General features: G+C 63.1%; 13 protein-coding genes. 4 read left to right on the top strand and 9 right to left on the bottom strand.

Translation table 11 applies throughout. From position 1 onward, the window contains the following. Positions 1–65: 65 nt before the first annotated feature. Entirely contained in the window at positions 66–2,534 is a 2,469-nt protein-coding gene (locus J2X57_RS17660; RefSeq protein WP_309869098.1) for an EAL domain-containing protein, read from the top strand. A gap of 41 nt (positions 2,535–2,575) precedes the next feature. Here the strand turns inward: J2X57_RS17660 and J2X57_RS17655 are convergent, their stop codons facing one another. From J2X57_RS17655 to J2X57_RS17645, 3 genes are read right to left on the bottom strand one after another with little or no spacing between them, the layout of a single operon-like run. Further along, entirely contained in the window at positions 2,576–3,031 is a 456-nt protein-coding gene (locus J2X57_RS17655; protein ID WP_036116682.1) for a GNAT family N-acetyltransferase, read from the bottom strand. Positions 3,032–3,036: 5 nt separating this feature from the next. Continuing rightward, positions 3,037–4,422, bottom strand: a complete 1,386-nt coding sequence (gene ntrC / locus J2X57_RS17650; protein ID WP_309869097.1) for a nitrogen regulation protein NR(I) — start codon at positions 4,420–4,422, stop codon at positions 3,037–3,039. Then, on the bottom strand, positions 4,415–5,431 hold the full coding sequence (locus tag J2X57_RS17645; protein ID WP_309869095.1) for an ATP-binding protein: 1,017 nt from the start codon (positions 5,429–5,431) through the stop codon (positions 4,415–4,417). Before J2X57_RS17645 ends, ntrC begins: the two co-directional genes overlap by 8 nt. A gap of 81 nt (positions 5,432–5,512) precedes the next feature. Between J2X57_RS17645 and J2X57_RS17640 the strand changes: the two genes are divergently transcribed. Then, complete coding sequence (locus tag J2X57_RS17640; protein WP_309869094.1) at positions 5,513–5,797, top strand: hypothetical protein; 285 nt, start codon at positions 5,513–5,515, stop codon at positions 5,795–5,797. A gap of 459 nt (positions 5,798–6,256) precedes the next feature. Here the strand turns inward: J2X57_RS17640 and J2X57_RS17635 are convergent, their stop codons facing one another. The 3 genes from J2X57_RS17635 to J2X57_RS17625 all read right to left on the bottom strand — a co-directional run bounded on the left by J2X57_RS17635 (position 6,257) and on the right by J2X57_RS17625 (position 9,238). Next, complete coding sequence (locus J2X57_RS17635; RefSeq protein WP_309869093.1) at positions 6,257–7,333, bottom strand: acyltransferase family protein; 1,077 nt, start codon at positions 7,331–7,333, stop codon at positions 6,257–6,259. 103 nt (positions 7,334–7,436) lie between these two features. Then, the gene (locus tag J2X57_RS17630) at positions 7,437–8,174 is read right to left on the bottom strand and encodes a LytTR family DNA-binding domain-containing protein (protein WP_309869092.1); all 738 of its coding nucleotides are present in this window, start codon (positions 8,172–8,174) and stop codon (positions 7,437–7,439) included. Further along, positions 8,171–9,238 carry a histidine kinase gene (locus J2X57_RS17625; RefSeq protein ID WP_309869090.1) on the bottom strand — a complete coding sequence of 356 codons (1,068 nt, stop codon included), beginning with the start codon at positions 9,236–9,238 and terminating at the stop codon, positions 8,171–8,173. The genes J2X57_RS17630 and J2X57_RS17625 overlap by 4 nt, the downstream gene beginning before the upstream one ends. 283 nt (positions 9,239–9,521) lie before the next feature. Here J2X57_RS17625 and J2X57_RS17620 point away from each other — a divergent pair, with 283 nt between their 5' ends. After that, positions 9,522–9,929, top strand: coding sequence for a hypothetical protein (locus tag J2X57_RS17620; protein ID WP_239739918.1), 408 nt, complete (start codon positions 9,522–9,524; stop codon positions 9,927–9,929). A gap of 6 nt (positions 9,930–9,935) precedes the next feature. On the opposite strand, the gene J2X57_RS17615 is transcribed toward J2X57_RS17620, so the two are convergent. Further along, positions 9,936–10,463, bottom strand: coding sequence for a DUF4142 domain-containing protein (locus J2X57_RS17615; protein WP_043691625.1), 528 nt, complete (start codon positions 10,461–10,463; stop codon positions 9,936–9,938). A gap of 248 nt (positions 10,464–10,711) precedes the next feature. Here J2X57_RS17615 and J2X57_RS17610 point away from each other — a divergent pair, with 248 nt between their 5' ends. Further along, on the top strand, positions 10,712–11,599 hold the full coding sequence (locus J2X57_RS17610) for a manganese catalase family protein (protein WP_036116702.1): 888 nt from the start codon (positions 10,712–10,714) through the stop codon (positions 11,597–11,599). A gap of 106 nt (positions 11,600–11,705) precedes the next feature. Here J2X57_RS17610 and J2X57_RS17605 read toward each other — a convergent pair whose 3' ends face one another. Continuing rightward, positions 11,706–12,287, bottom strand: a complete 582-nt coding sequence (locus J2X57_RS17605) for an urea carboxylase-associated family protein (protein ID WP_036116704.1) — start codon at positions 12,285–12,287, stop codon at positions 11,706–11,708. Then, a complete protein-coding gene (gene gntA, locus J2X57_RS17600; protein ID WP_308845980.1) occupies positions 12,284–12,997 on the bottom strand; it encodes a guanitoxin biosynthesis heme-dependent pre-guanitoxin N-hydroxylase GntA in 714 nt (237 codons plus the stop codon). The genes J2X57_RS17605 and gntA overlap by 4 nt, the downstream gene beginning before the upstream one ends. Positions 12,998–13,063: the final 66 nt, after the last annotated feature.

The raw sequence follows: 13,063 nt of genomic DNA, 5'->3' as shown, positions 1-13,063 counted from the left end.
AAGGCTTCACATTTAAGCCGAGTCCGAATATACGCGGGCAGTTCGACCCATTAGAGTGGGCGAACGTGAACACCCATACCACCGACTGGCCCGCGTACCTCCTCGACCGTGCACCGGCGATGATCGCTTACGTCGGTACGGATGGCTGCTTTCGTTATGCGAGCCCCGCGTTCCTTGCGTGGATGAACGTGACGTCCGATGGGATCACAGGGCAGCGCGCGGAAGATCGCCTGCCGGCCCCCATGAACGAGGCGATCGCGGGCGGCATCCGTGCGGTGTTGACCGGCGAGCCGCTGGTCGGCGACCTGGGCATTGCTCACACGACCCCGGGCCGCTACGCACAGGCGACGTTCTCACCCGATCGAGACGAGGCCGGGCAACTGCTCGGCGTGTCCATCGTGCTCGCCGATATCTCCGGACGTCGCGCGCTCGAGACACGGTTGCGTGAGAGCGAACGGCGGTTCGCGCTGGCGTTCCGATACGCGTCGATCGGTGTCGCGCTCGTCCTCCCCGACGGTCGCTGGCTGCAGGTCAACGAGGCGCTGTGCACCATGCTCGGTTACAGCGAAGACGAACTGCTGGCTTCCGCGTTCCAGGCCGTCACCCACCCCGACGACCTTGCAGCCGACCTGGCCCTGGTCAGGATGGTATTGGCCGGCGAACGCCCGTCCTACACGATGGAAAAACGCTACGTACATCGTGACGGTCACACCGTGCACGGCATGCTCAGCGTGTCGCTGGTGCGCGACGAACACGGCGAGCCGCTCTACTTCATCTCGCAGGTGCAGGACATCAGCGAGCGCAAGGCCTTCGAGGACGCGCTGTTCCGCGAGCGCGAGCTGGCCGAGGTCACGCTGAAGTCCATCGGCGATGCGGTCATCACGACCAATCCCGACATGATCGTGACCTCGCTCAACCCCATCGCCGAAGCGATGACGGGATGGACGAGTCACGAAGCGGTGGGGCGCCCGATGGACGAGATCTTCCAGTTACGCGAGACGCTGTCGGGCCTGCCCATTCCCAATCCGCTGATCGCCGCCGTGCAGAAGAACGCCATCGTCGGCCTGACCACCGATGCGATCCTCATTCATCGCAACGGCTTCGAAAGCCCGATCGAGGATTCCGCGGCGCCGATCCATGACCACACCGGTAACGTCGTCGGCGGTGTCGTCGTATTTCACGACGTGAGCGAGACGCGCGCGCTGGCGCTGAAGATGGCGCACCTGGCGCATCACGACACGCTGACGGGTCTGCCCAACCGTGCGCTGCTGCAGTCGCGCATGGAGTTCGCGGCGACGGTGGCGTCACGTCGCAACCAGCGCGCCGCGCTGCTCTTCGTCGACATCGATCACTTCAAGCAGATCAACGACACCATGGGCCACGCCGCCGGCGATGCGCTGCTGCAGGAAGTGGCGCGGCGCATCCGGGCGGCCGTGCGCTCCGATGACACGGTCAGTCGCCTCGGCGGTGACGAGTTCGTCGTACTGCTCCCGCTGATCGACGGACCGTCGGATGCGAGCCTCGTGGCGGAGAAAGTGCTCGCCGCCTGCAGCCAGGCGGTCAGCGTCGACGCCTCCGCGCTGACGATCAGCTTCAGCATCGGCATCAGCGTGTATCCGGACGACGCACCGGATGCCGAGTCCCTGCTGCGCAATGCCGACACGGCGATGTACGAAGCGAAGATGCAGGGCCGTAACGGATACCGGTTCTTCAACCCCAGCATGAACGAGCGGAACACCGCACGTGTGCGCATCGAAGTGGAACTACGCAAGGCGCTCGCCCGCGGTGAGCTGAGCCTGCATTACCAGCCCAAGGTCGACGTGGACCTGGGTAGCATCGTCGGTGCCGAAGCGCTGCTGCGCTGGCAGGTCAACGGCGAGGATGTGTATACGCCAGAGCAGTTCATCCCGGTGGCCGAGGATTGCGGGCTCATCGTTCCGATCGGCGAATGGGCGTTGCGCGAAGCCTGCCGCCAGGCGGAGATCTGGACGCGCCGCTATCGGCCGCTGTCGGTGTCCGTCAATGTCTCGGCGTTGCAGTTCCAGCACACTCGCTTCTTCGAATCGCTCAGCGGAATCATTGCCGACAGCGGCATCCATCCGACGCTGCTCGAGCTGGAACTCACCGAGCGCACCGTTATGGAAGGCGGCGACCACATCGCGGCGCTGCTGCATCGGATCAAGTCGCTGGGCGTATTGCTGAGCCTGGACGATTTCGGTACGGGCTATTGCAGCCTGTCGTACCTCAAGCACTTCCCCATCGACACGCTGAAGATCGATCGTGCCTTTGTCCGCGATGTCGCCGTCGACAACGACAGTGCCGCCATCGTCAGCGCCATCATCGCGATGGGCAGGGGGATGAACAAGCAGGTGCTTGCGGAGGGCGTGGAGAGCAACGAGCAGGCGCGCTTCCTCAGCCATGCCGGCTGCCCGTTGATGCAGGGCTTCCTCTTCGGGAAGGGGGTGTCCGCGAAAGAATTCGAGGCGCGGATCGCGGCGGTGGATACCGGGGATTTGCGGGTCACCGGCACCTGAAGCGGCTTTGCACGAGCCAGCCTGCTGGCGATATCAGCCCGTCACCGCCCCAACGCCGCCTCATACATGAAGTAATGACACCGCTCCATCCCCAGTCCCGCGTAGGTCCGCTGCGCGCGCTCGTTCTCCAGCTCCACGTAAAGCCTGAGACCCACCGCACCCGCGCCTTCGGCCATCGCCTTCACGTGCCGGTATAACCCGGCAAACACCCCGTTCCGGCGAGCCTCGGCGATCACGTAAACGCTCTGCACCCACCAGAAATCGCCGCAGCGCCAGTCGCTCCACTCGTACGTGACGAGCAGGCAGCCCACGGCCACGCCGTTCAGTTCGGCAACAAGATAGAAGCCCCGCCGCGGCTCATCGAACACCGCGCGCACGCCTCGTCCGATCACCTCCGGGTCGAGCCGCTTTTCCTCCGTCTCCCACGCCATGGCGATATTCCAGCCGGCGATCGCGTCGGCGTCTTCGGGACCCGCGCGGCGAATGTCCAGGCTCATGTGTCTTATCCGTTGGAGGGCCGTCGCTTGCGCGACGCACCGAGTTTGCGTGTGAGGGTATTGCGGCCGACACCGAGCGCCGCCGCGGCATGCTGCCGGTGTCCGTCGTTGGCGACCAGCGCCACCTGCAACAGCGTTTTGTCCAGGGCATCGCGGGCACGCGCATGGACGTCCACCTCGCCTTGCGCGAGCGCGTCCTGCGCCCAGAGGCGCAGCGCGTCCGTCCATTCCGCGCTACGCGTTTCGCGTGCCGGCAGGTTGCCGAGATCGCCCGCGAGGATTTCCAGCCCGGGCGCCACGACCGCCAGTCGGCGGCACAAGTTTTCCAGCTCGCGGACGTTGCCGGGATAGTCGCGCTGCTCCACGAGTTTCATGGCCCCGCGCGAAAAGCGCTTCGGTGGTACACCGAGTTCGGCCGCCGCCCTGGCGAGGAAATGGCGCGCGAGCAGCGGTATATCGCCGCGACGCTGACGCAAGGAAGGCAGTTCGATACGAACCACGTCGAGGCGATGTTTCAGATCCGCGCGGAACAGGCCTTGCGTCACCCGCGCATCCAGATCCTGATGCGTCGCCGCCACGATGCGCACATTGCTGCGAATGGATTCACGCCCGCCCACGCGGTAGAACTCGCCGCCCGCCAGTACGCGCAGCAACCGCGTCTGCAGACCGATCGGCATGTCGCCGATTTCGTCGAGGAAGAGCGTGCCGCCTTCCGCCTGCTCGAAGCGTCCGGCGTGACGGCGCGTGGCACCGGTGAAGGCGCCCGCCTCGTGGCCGAACATCTCGCTTTCCAGCAGTTCCGAAGGAACAGCTGCGGTGTTCAGCGCGACATAGGGCTTGCCGTTTCGCGCACTCTCTTCATGCAGCGCACGGGCTACCAGTTCCTTGCCCGTGCCGGTCTCGCCGGTGATCAACACATTGAGGTCGCTGGCCGCGACACGACCGATCAGGCGAAACACCTCGCGCATCGCCATGCTCTCGCCAAGCAGGGCGTGCTCGTCGGTGCGCGGCGGCGGTGGGACGACTTCTTCATGCGCGGCGGCGAGTGTGCGCTCGACCGCTTCCACCGCCTGATCGAGATCGAACGGCTTGGCCAGATAGTCGACCGCTCCGGCGCGATACGCCGCCGCCGTCGTCGCCACGTCGGTATACGCACTCATGACGATCACGGGACCGATGTTCCGGCGCGTGAGGTCTTCGAGCAGGCGCAAGCCGTTCTCGCCCGGCATGCGCACATCGGTCACCAGCAAGGCGGGACGACTCTCGTGCAGCGCCGCACGTACCGCCTCGCCCGCGCTGAACTCGCGCACCGTATGACCCGCGTCGCGCAGGGCTTCCGCCAGGACGAAACGCACGCCGCGATCGTCGTCGGCGATCCAGATCTCAGTCATGGTGCCGCTCCATCGGAAGGTACAGGGAGAACACGGTCTCGCCGGGTCGGCTCGTGTAGCGCAGGTCGCCGCCGTGTTCGAGCGCGATTTCGCGCGACAGCGCCAGGCCGAGACCCGTGCCGTCGGCGCGCCCGGAGACCAGCGGCTGGAACAGGGAGTCGCGTAAGTCGTCGGCCACGCCCGGACCATCGTCCATCACGTCCACCCGCAGCGCCGCACGCACCGTGCGCTCGCCCAGACGCGCACCGTGTTCGACACGCGTGCGCAGGATGACCGTCGACGCGCCCGCTTCGCTGGCGTTGCGGGTGAGATTGAGCAGGACCTGGAGCAGACGATCCGGGTCGCCGACGCTGTCCGGCAGGCTGGGATCGAAGTCGTGGCGGACGCGCGGGGCATCCACCTCCGCCACGACGAGGCCTTCCAGGCGTTCGAGCAGTTCGTGGACGTTGACCGGGCCGAGGCGCGCGGCACCACCGTGGCGCAGCAGGCCGTCGGCCAGTGCGGCGAGACGATCGGCCTCGGAGATCACCATCTGCGCCAGCTGACGGAGGTCGTGGTCGACGACGCGGCGTTCGAGCAGCTGGGCGGCGCCACGCAATCCGGCCAGCGGGTTCTTCACCTCGTGGGCGAAGCCGCGCAGGGTGGCCGAGAGCGGCGTGCCGGCGTTAGTCGACAGGTCGGGCGCCAGCGGGTGGACTTCGATCAGGACGCGACCGTCGTCGAGGGGCTGGAGGATCAGATCGGCGGTGACTTCGCGGCCCCGGGCCACGCCAAAGGTGACGGCGCGGAGGTTGTAGGCGCGCCGTTCCAGGGCGGCGCGGTCGATCTGGCCGGCCAGCGCGGGCTCGCGCATCAGTGCTGTCAGATGCTGGCCGATGGCGGTCCGTGGGCCGACTTCGAGGAATTCGCCGAGAGCCGGGTTGATCCATGCCACGTGGCCGTCGATGGAAACGACCGCCAGGCCGGTGCCCAGGAGGGTTAAGAGGTCTGCCTGATCGGGTGCATGCATTGCACCAATGTAGGGAGAGGCGGAGGTTGGTGCAATGGGATAAATTCCGGGGGTCGACGGAATCCGCAAGGCCAATCCCTAATGAACATGTCGCTCAACGATGAACAACTCCTGCGACGCATCGACGAAGTTCTGCACTACCGCTGGGACCCACTCGGCGTCTCCGATAGTCCCGAGGCCAGAGACGAATACGAAAGCTACGTCCCCCGGACCTTCCAGCTACTCAAAGCCACCACCGATGGCAGCGATGTTGCCGACTACCTGCACTGGTTGAATACCGAACAGATGGGCGTAGGCGCCAACCGAAAGCACGATGCGGAAATCGTCGATTTGCTTCTGCGTTGGCGCGACCAGCTGTCGGACTAGCGTTACACCGGTGGCAGCGACGCAAGCCCGTGCCGTCGCCGCTGCCACCGCTTTGTCTCCGACGCCTTACCTCGACGGCAGGCGCTTTGCCATCTTCAGGTGATGCTGGAGCGTCGGGAGGGTCGTCGTCGCGAAAGATCGGATCGCCCCGGCCCGCTCAGTTGAAGGTGCCGCGGAATTCCTGGGCGGCATCCGCGCGGGTGGTGAATTCGACCATCACCCCGCCCGGCGCGCGCAGGAAGAAGCGCGATCCGCGATCGTTGTGTACATGGTGTGAACGATGACTTGTATAGATGGCGCCACGACACCCGCGCTCGGTCGCAACAGTCAATAGACCGAAATCAGGAGACGGCCTCACCGAAGCACGGTTTCAGCGAGGCCTCTTACTACTGAACCGTGCTATCCGTCGGCAAGGGCACAGGATGTGCCGACACCCAAATACATCATCCTGGCCCGGTACTATCGTGGTGTGGCGTCGTAACTCACGCCTCCGGAAGGCGTCTTCATCCCAAAGGCGAGGCGCAGCCATGCGAACCTTCGCACGCATCCTTCGTACAGGACGAAGGATGCGCCCATGCTTAAGGCCACGATGGCGAAGTACTTTGTCCAGGGCATCCACGCGTACTGGACGACGTAATACCCAACGCCGACGATGACCGTCTGATGCAGGATGTAAATAGGATAACTGGCCTCCCTCGCCCAGATGAGCAGCGGATTGGCAAAAGAAAGGTAACGATAGCCATAGCCAAGGAACACCATGACCCATAACCACGTAAAGATATTAGCTCCGAGGTGATCGGCGATCGAATCATGGCTGATGACTCCGGTATTGAAGCCGGAGATAAGCAGGACGAACACCGCCATCCCCATAACTAATGACCACCGCCGAAACTGACATAGCCACTTCCACATATCCGGCGTCGAGGCCATAAGGTATCCGTAGGTAGTCAGTAGCAGGTAGTGATTGAAGATGTACCAGTCACCGACTAGGTTATGTGTTTCCGGAAACAGTGGTTTCAGGAGGTGCTCGTTGATGCCGAGGGGCGCCCCTAGGAGGAAAAGCCAGGTTCCTGGTGCTCTATGTCGCGCCGTCCGCTTCCACCAGAGCGTCAACGGAAGCAGCAACAGGCTGTAGACGTAGAGATAAAGGATGAACCAGAGGTGGTGCCAGCTCAGATTCCACTGTCCCTGAAGCCGCCATTCGTAGTAGACCTGCGGCGGCAAGACAAGGGACGCGCCCGCTATGAGAGGCAGGACCAGTTTCTTTGTCCGCTCCCGCAGGAATTGCTCCGTGGTGCGTCGTCTGAGTGCAAACCACATGCCGGCGCCGGCGATGACGAACAGAAGTGGCATGCGCAGCCGGTGAGTGATGTCCATAGGCCATTGCAGGGAGGGAATAGTCTCGTCGTTGACGATGTGCCAGCCCCAGCCGACAAAAATCATTCCCGCATGAAAGAAGAACAACACGGAGATGGCGATGACACGCAGCCAGTCCAGGAAGTCGTATCGGTCGCGCAAATCGTCGGTAGCAACCATGGCTCGCGTCTCCTGTCTCGATGATGAGAAGGAGCCTGACCGACGGATCGCTGGCTGGCAGCAGATGAGGGGCGGATAGCGACGGTGGCGGGGTGAGGTGGGGTTACCGGCCCATGAGTGCGAAGAAGGCTTCGCGATATCGCCGGCTGAGCCGGAGAGCAGGACCGTTGCGAAGATGAATCTCGTAGTCACCCTTGAAGAGCGGCGAGAGCGATCCGATCGCCCCAAGATTCACCGCTGTCGACCTGTGGATTCGCACGAATCGCGTTTCGCCCAATTGCGACAACAGGTCCTGCAGCGTCCTGCGCAGCAAGTAGGTGCGCGTCGTGGTGTGTACACGGACGTAGTTATCGTCGGCCTCGAGCCACTCGACGGATGTAGCATCGACCAGCTGAAGTCGTTCACCATCCGGCACAAGCAGACGCTCGCACGGGGCCCGTGCCCGTCCGATCGCCACGGCTGTTGAGCCGGACTCGCGGGAGTGCAGTCGCTCGCGGACACGCTGCACGGTGCGCGCCAGGCGGCCCCTATCGTAAGGCTTGAGCAGGTAGTCGATGGCGTTAAGATCATAGGCCCTCACGGCATGCTCGTCGAAGGCCGTGACAAAGACGATCAGCGGCGCGCTCGCGAGCTCGAGCTGCGCGGCCACTTCGAGCCCCGACAGCGTTGGCATCTGAACATCCAGAAAGGCCACATCGGGGCGGAGCTGCTCGATACACCGCGCCGCAGATAGCCCATCCTCCGCCGATCCGACAACGGTCATGTCCGGTTGCTCCGCCAGCCAGCGTTCGAGCTTCTCGCGGGCGGGTGCTTCGTCATCGGCGACCAAGGCGCGAATCACGGCATGACCCCCGCCAGCGGTATCGCGATGCGCGCGGCAACGCAATCGCCCTCGTTGCGGATAACCAGGGACGCAGCAGCGCCATATATGATGCTCAGCCGCTCCCGGCAGTTGCGCAGTCCCACCCCGTCCTGCTGATCCTCCGCGAGGAGGGTGCCCGAGTTGCTTACGACGATTTGCAGCAGGCTGCCTGCGCGCCGGGCACCAACTTCGATATGGACGGGCGTCGTCGTGCGCTCGACGCCGTGCTTGAAAGCGTTCTCAAGCAGAGGTTGGAGCAACAGTGCGGGCACAGCGACACTTAGAATCGTATCGTCGGTCTGCCAGCTGAGTGTCACGCGGTGACGGAACCGCTCGCGCATGATCTCCGCGTAAAGCGCTAGCGTGCGGAGCTCCTCGGTGAGCAGCGTCATCTCATTCCCGTGAGTCCTCAGACTTATGCGAAGCAGGTCGCCGAGCGTCGTGACCAGCCGGTCCGCCCTTGCCACGTCGGTGTGCATCAGCGAGGAGACAGTGTTGAGTGCGTTGAACAGGAAGTGCGGTCGCAGCTGGCCTTGAAGTTGTGCGAGCTGTGCTTCGGCCAGCGCCCTCTGGGTTTGCAGCAAGCGGTGCCGTTGGACCCGCCATTGCGCATAGGAGTCGACGCCAAAGAGCACGCCTAACCAAAGACCCGTGAAGATCGTCAGCTTGACGCTTTCATACACCACAACGAAGCCCCAGCCGGGATGCTGGTAGCTAAGACCCATCATGGCGTAGACGCCCGTTCGTATCGCGTAAGCCATCGCGATCCACGTGACGACAACCACTGGGAGCCATCGCAGGTAAGCACCAAACCATCGGAGGGGCTTCGCTAAATACGGGGCATAGCGCCCGCGCACGCGAATCGCGAGCAACATCCAATTCGTCGCGATCAGCGCCGAACTCCCCTCCCAAAGGACGGGTTCCCACCAGTGGGTCGCTGGATTCCGGAGCGCATCCTGGAGGGAGGCGCTGATCATGAGCAGCCAGAAGGCCGCCCAGAACGCGGCGAAGGTTTTCGCGGGGAATGTCGTGCCGTTCGTCATGGGTGAGAGTGTAGCCATCCCCGGGGGGCGGGGTGTCGACTATGGGGTGAGCGGGACGCCGCCTGCACGCCACGGGACACGACGCCTTCTCCGCTACCGTTGGGACCCACCCGGCGTCCCGTCCATGCGACTTCAATCACCACGCGCTCGTATCTACATTCTTCGTGCATCCAACAGCGGAACGTCGACTCTAGCCCGTGCGGTCGGTAGCAAATGGCAAGGACCCGTCACCCATCTCGACCGTCCTGCCATCTTCCGGGCAGATCACAGGAACTTTGCCGCCATGCCGGAGGCAGCCAGCGGCTCGACCGTTTGTCTGCACAGCGGCTGCATCGCCGTGATGGATCGCGCACATCGCCGCTGCTACTGCTGTCTCTCCCGATTCGGAGACATCATGGACATCGCCGCCCACCTTATGAGCCCGGAGCCGCTTGGCTGGCTCGCCTCCCTCATACTGCTCGGGACGATCGGGCGACAAATCTGGCGACAGGCGCACGCGCCCACCGTCGAGGGCGTTTCGAAATGGCTTTTCATCGGGCAGATGGCGGCTTCGCTGCTTTATCTCGTCTACAGCGTTCTCGTGAAGAACCCAGTGTTCATCGCGAGTAACGCTGCCTTGCTGATCGCCGGCATCACCGGTCAGATCATTTACCTCAAACGAAAGCACAGGGACGAAGCCGCCAGGGAGTGACTAAGCTTACTTCGACGGCAGCTGCTTTGCCATCTCGAGGTGATGCTGGAGCGTCGGGAGGGTCTTCGTCGCGAAGGCCTTCAGTTCGGGGTCTTTGCCGGTGCTGGACTCCGTCGTGAACAGCTTGATGACTTTTTCGTGGTCCGCGACCATTTTCGTTTTGAACGCCGCGTCGAAAGCCGCGCCGTCCTTCTTACCGATCGATGCGGCCGCTGTTGCGTCCGCGGGCATCGGCGCGGTCGATACAGGAATGGACTTGGCCGCGGCGATGGTCTTGAGTTCATCGCCCGCCTTTGTATGGTCGTCCACCATCGTCTGGCCGAATGTCTTGACGTCGCTGGACGCGCCCTTCTCCGCCCCGAGCTTTCCGAGGGTGACTTCAGCAAGCCCTGCCGCGCTGGCCTTCTTCACGAAGGCCGCATCCGGCGCTGTCGACGCTGCCGTGTCGGCAGGGGGTTGGGCGAACGCGGCCGCGCCGAATGAGATTGAAACAGCGGCAGCAAGAATGAGGACGCGCGAACGGGACTGGCTCATGATGAAACTCCGTCGGAAGGTGCATACGGTTTGGCACCTATGGCATGAAGTACCCGTGCACGAACGGTCGTGGCCTGTGACGCAGACGCTCGGCGAATAGCCACTCACACAAAGTGAGCCGGCGCAACCGTACCTTTACCTACCGTATTTCATCCATGTCCATGGCGCCGTCACGCGCGTCGTCCCGGTTGAACACACGGCATGGCGGACACTCGGTACTCAGTCAGCCAGCACACAGGTGCAAGCCAATGTTCAGTCACAACAAGCGACTTCAGTACACCGTTCGCGTTTCGGAATCCAATCCTGCACTTGCAAATCTGCTTCTCGAGCAGTTTGGCGGACCGCAGGGTGAGTTAGCCGCCGCTATGCGGTACTTCACGCAGGCTCTGGCTGAAGAAGATATGGGCCGGAAAGACATGTTGCTCGATATCGCCACCGAGGAACTGAGCCACCTCGAGGTGATTGGTTCGCTCGTCGCCATGCTCAACCGGGGCGCGAAAGGCAGGCTGGCAGAAGCGGTCGAATCGGAAGCCGAGCTTTTCCGCTCCCTGCAAGGCGCTGGCAATGACAGCCATGTCACCCAGGTGCTGTTCGGTGGCGGTCCCGCGCTGATCAACTCCGCCGGTGTGCCGTTCTCGGGTGCCTATGTCGACTCCATCGGTGAGCCGACCGCCGACCTGCGATCGAACATCGCTGCGGAAGCGAGGGCCAAGATCGTCTACGAGCGCCTGATCAATGTGACCGAAGACGTCGGCGTCAAGGATGCACTGACTTTTCTCATGACCCGCGAAATCGCGCATCAGAAATCGTTCGAAAAGGCGCTTTACTCCATGGACAAGAGCTTCCCGCCGGGTAAGTTGCCGGGCGATCCGCGCTTTACCAGCCTGTACGTCAACACGTCTACGGGTGAAGGCGACGCGGCGGGTCCCTGGAACCGCGGTGAGCAGTGGGAAGTGATGACGCCGGATGACACGAACATTCCCGTCGATGGTGGCAATGGGAAGGCGTCGGTTGACCTGTCGAGTGACGAGGAATCAGTGGTCGGGCTCTTCGCCACCCGCGGGGCGTCGGATCCGTCGCGGGATCCAGTGACGGGTGCCGATCTGGGCGTCCTTCAGCAGGAACCGAAAAAGTAAGCGCGCGTTCCTCACGTTTGCTTTAAGCGACAGCGCGAAAAAAAGGTGCCCGCGATATCGCGGGCACCTTTTTTACATGAGCTGTCCGATATCGACCGGTGAGCCGTCACTCGATGACGTAGTGGATGGGCTTGAACCGGAAGTTGTTCGACATGCCCGCCGAACATGCGGTCAGTCCGATGATGAGATCCATGTGCGCTCTGAAGCGCGTCTTATCGCCTGGTTTACTCAACGGCGGCTCGACAGTAAGCGTACCTGTCTCGCCGTTGACGGGAACATTCATGAAGACGTTGAAGGCCGTCGGAATCTGATCTCCGACGATGCCGTGTGGCTCAAGTGCGGCGCGCAGATTGCCGAAGCAGCCACGATGAGGCTCGGTGTGTCCGTAAAGCTTCCGGAACATCTCCGCCGAGCATGGCGCAAGCAAGAAGTCGTGACGCCCCACGTCGTCCTCGGTGATTTCCAGCATCACCGAGCTGCGGTTGGAATAGAGAAGATCGCCGGTGGACAGGTAGATCTTGCTCGCATAATCGAGCGTCCGACCCGATGACAGGACCTCGGCTTTATCCGCCAGGGCAAAGGCGATGAGGTCCGCCACCTGCTCACCCTCGGGATCGATGACGGTCAGCGTCTGTCCGGCCCTCAACACGAAGGCGACACCGCTCTGAGGTTCGATCACCGTCGTCATTGCTTGCTCCCCACTGGCTTAAACGGGCACTCCCATGACCCCTCGATGTGGCGGCCGCTGTATTGCAGGGCCTCGGAGCTCTCGCCATGGACAGCGAGCATGGGGTTTGCGGAGCCATTCAGTTCCACGTCTCGCTCGATGATGGCTTCGCGTAGCCTGTCGTAGCGTCCCTGCTGGCGCAGGAATTCAAATTGAGCGTGCAGATTGAACACCATGGCCGGATGCGCCAGGCGCCGCGCCGCACGACTGGCGCCCGGGTGAAGACCGATCACGTAGAAACTCTTGCCGCCGACGCTCATGGAAAACTTCTCGGAGGTGGGATCGGCACTGACCGTCTCGTCCCACGCGAAGCGCTTGCTGTCGACCTCATGAATACCCTGGAGGCGCGCGAACAAGTGCGTTTCGAAGGCTTCTTCGTCGAGCGACGGCGTCCGGGGGAAATGCACCACCAGGCTATGAAACACGTGCTCGGGCTTGCGACGCGTGGCAAAGTCCTCGATCGCGGCGGCGATGGCCGCATCGTCTTTGCCGCAGCGCAGGTCGGTCGCCTCGAAGTGAGTGACCTGATCGCGGGCATGTGCCGTTTTTGCGGCAAGACACGGGAACTGCTGGCTGGAAAGGTGCGCTGCGAATACTGAAGTTACTGATGAGACCGACATGAGTGCGCCCGCTTCTGTAAGGCTCTCATGGTCAGGCTGTGCCCGTGAAATGGCGGGCGGCTCGTCGTGAGCGCCTCGCGATCAATGTGGTCGCACGCTTTCATCAGGGGCACGCGC

It is taken from the genome of Luteibacter sp. 1214 (assembly GCF_031455395.1).
GTDB classification, from domain to species: Bacteria; Pseudomonadota; Gammaproteobacteria; order Xanthomonadales; family Rhodanobacteraceae; genus Luteibacter; species Luteibacter mycovicinus.
The sequence above is the reverse complement of the archived record's forward strand: the minus strand, read 5'-3'. Positions and strand labels throughout refer to the sequence as shown.

Bases quoted from the DNA above. Each gene is read 5' to 3' on its own strand.
- J2X57_RS17655 (WP_036116682.1), bottom strand. From the start codon at position 3,031: ATGAGCCTGGACATTCGCCGCGCGGGTCCCGAAGACGCCGACGCGATC.
- ntrC (WP_309869097.1), bottom strand. From the start codon at position 4,422: ATGACTGAGATCTGGATCGCCGACGACGATCGCGGCGTGCGTTTCGTC.
- J2X57_RS17645 (WP_309869095.1), bottom strand. From the start codon at position 5,431: ATGCATGCACCCGATCAGGCAGACCTCTTAACCCTCCTGGGCACCGGC.
- J2X57_RS17640 (WP_309869094.1), top strand. From the start codon at position 5,513: ATGAACATGTCGCTCAACGATGAACAACTCCTGCGACGCATCGACGAA.
- J2X57_RS17635 (WP_309869093.1), bottom strand. From the start codon at position 7,333: ATGGTTGCTACCGACGATTTGCGCGACCGATACGACTTCCTGGACTGG.
- J2X57_RS17625 (WP_309869090.1), bottom strand. From the start codon at position 9,238: ATGACGAACGGCACGACATTCCCCGCGAAAACCTTCGCCGCGTTCTGG.
- J2X57_RS17620 (WP_239739918.1), top strand. From the start codon at position 9,522: ATGCCGGAGGCAGCCAGCGGCTCGACCGTTTGTCTGCACAGCGGCTGC.
- J2X57_RS17615 (WP_043691625.1), bottom strand. From the start codon at position 10,463: ATGAGCCAGTCCCGTTCGCGCGTCCTCATTCTTGCTGCCGCTGTTTCA.
- J2X57_RS17610 (WP_036116702.1), top strand. From the start codon at position 10,712: ATGTTCAGTCACAACAAGCGACTTCAGTACACCGTTCGCGTTTCGGAA.
- J2X57_RS17605 (WP_036116704.1), bottom strand. From the start codon at position 12,287: ATGACGACGGTGATCGAACCTCAGAGCGGTGTCGCCTTCGTGTTGAGG.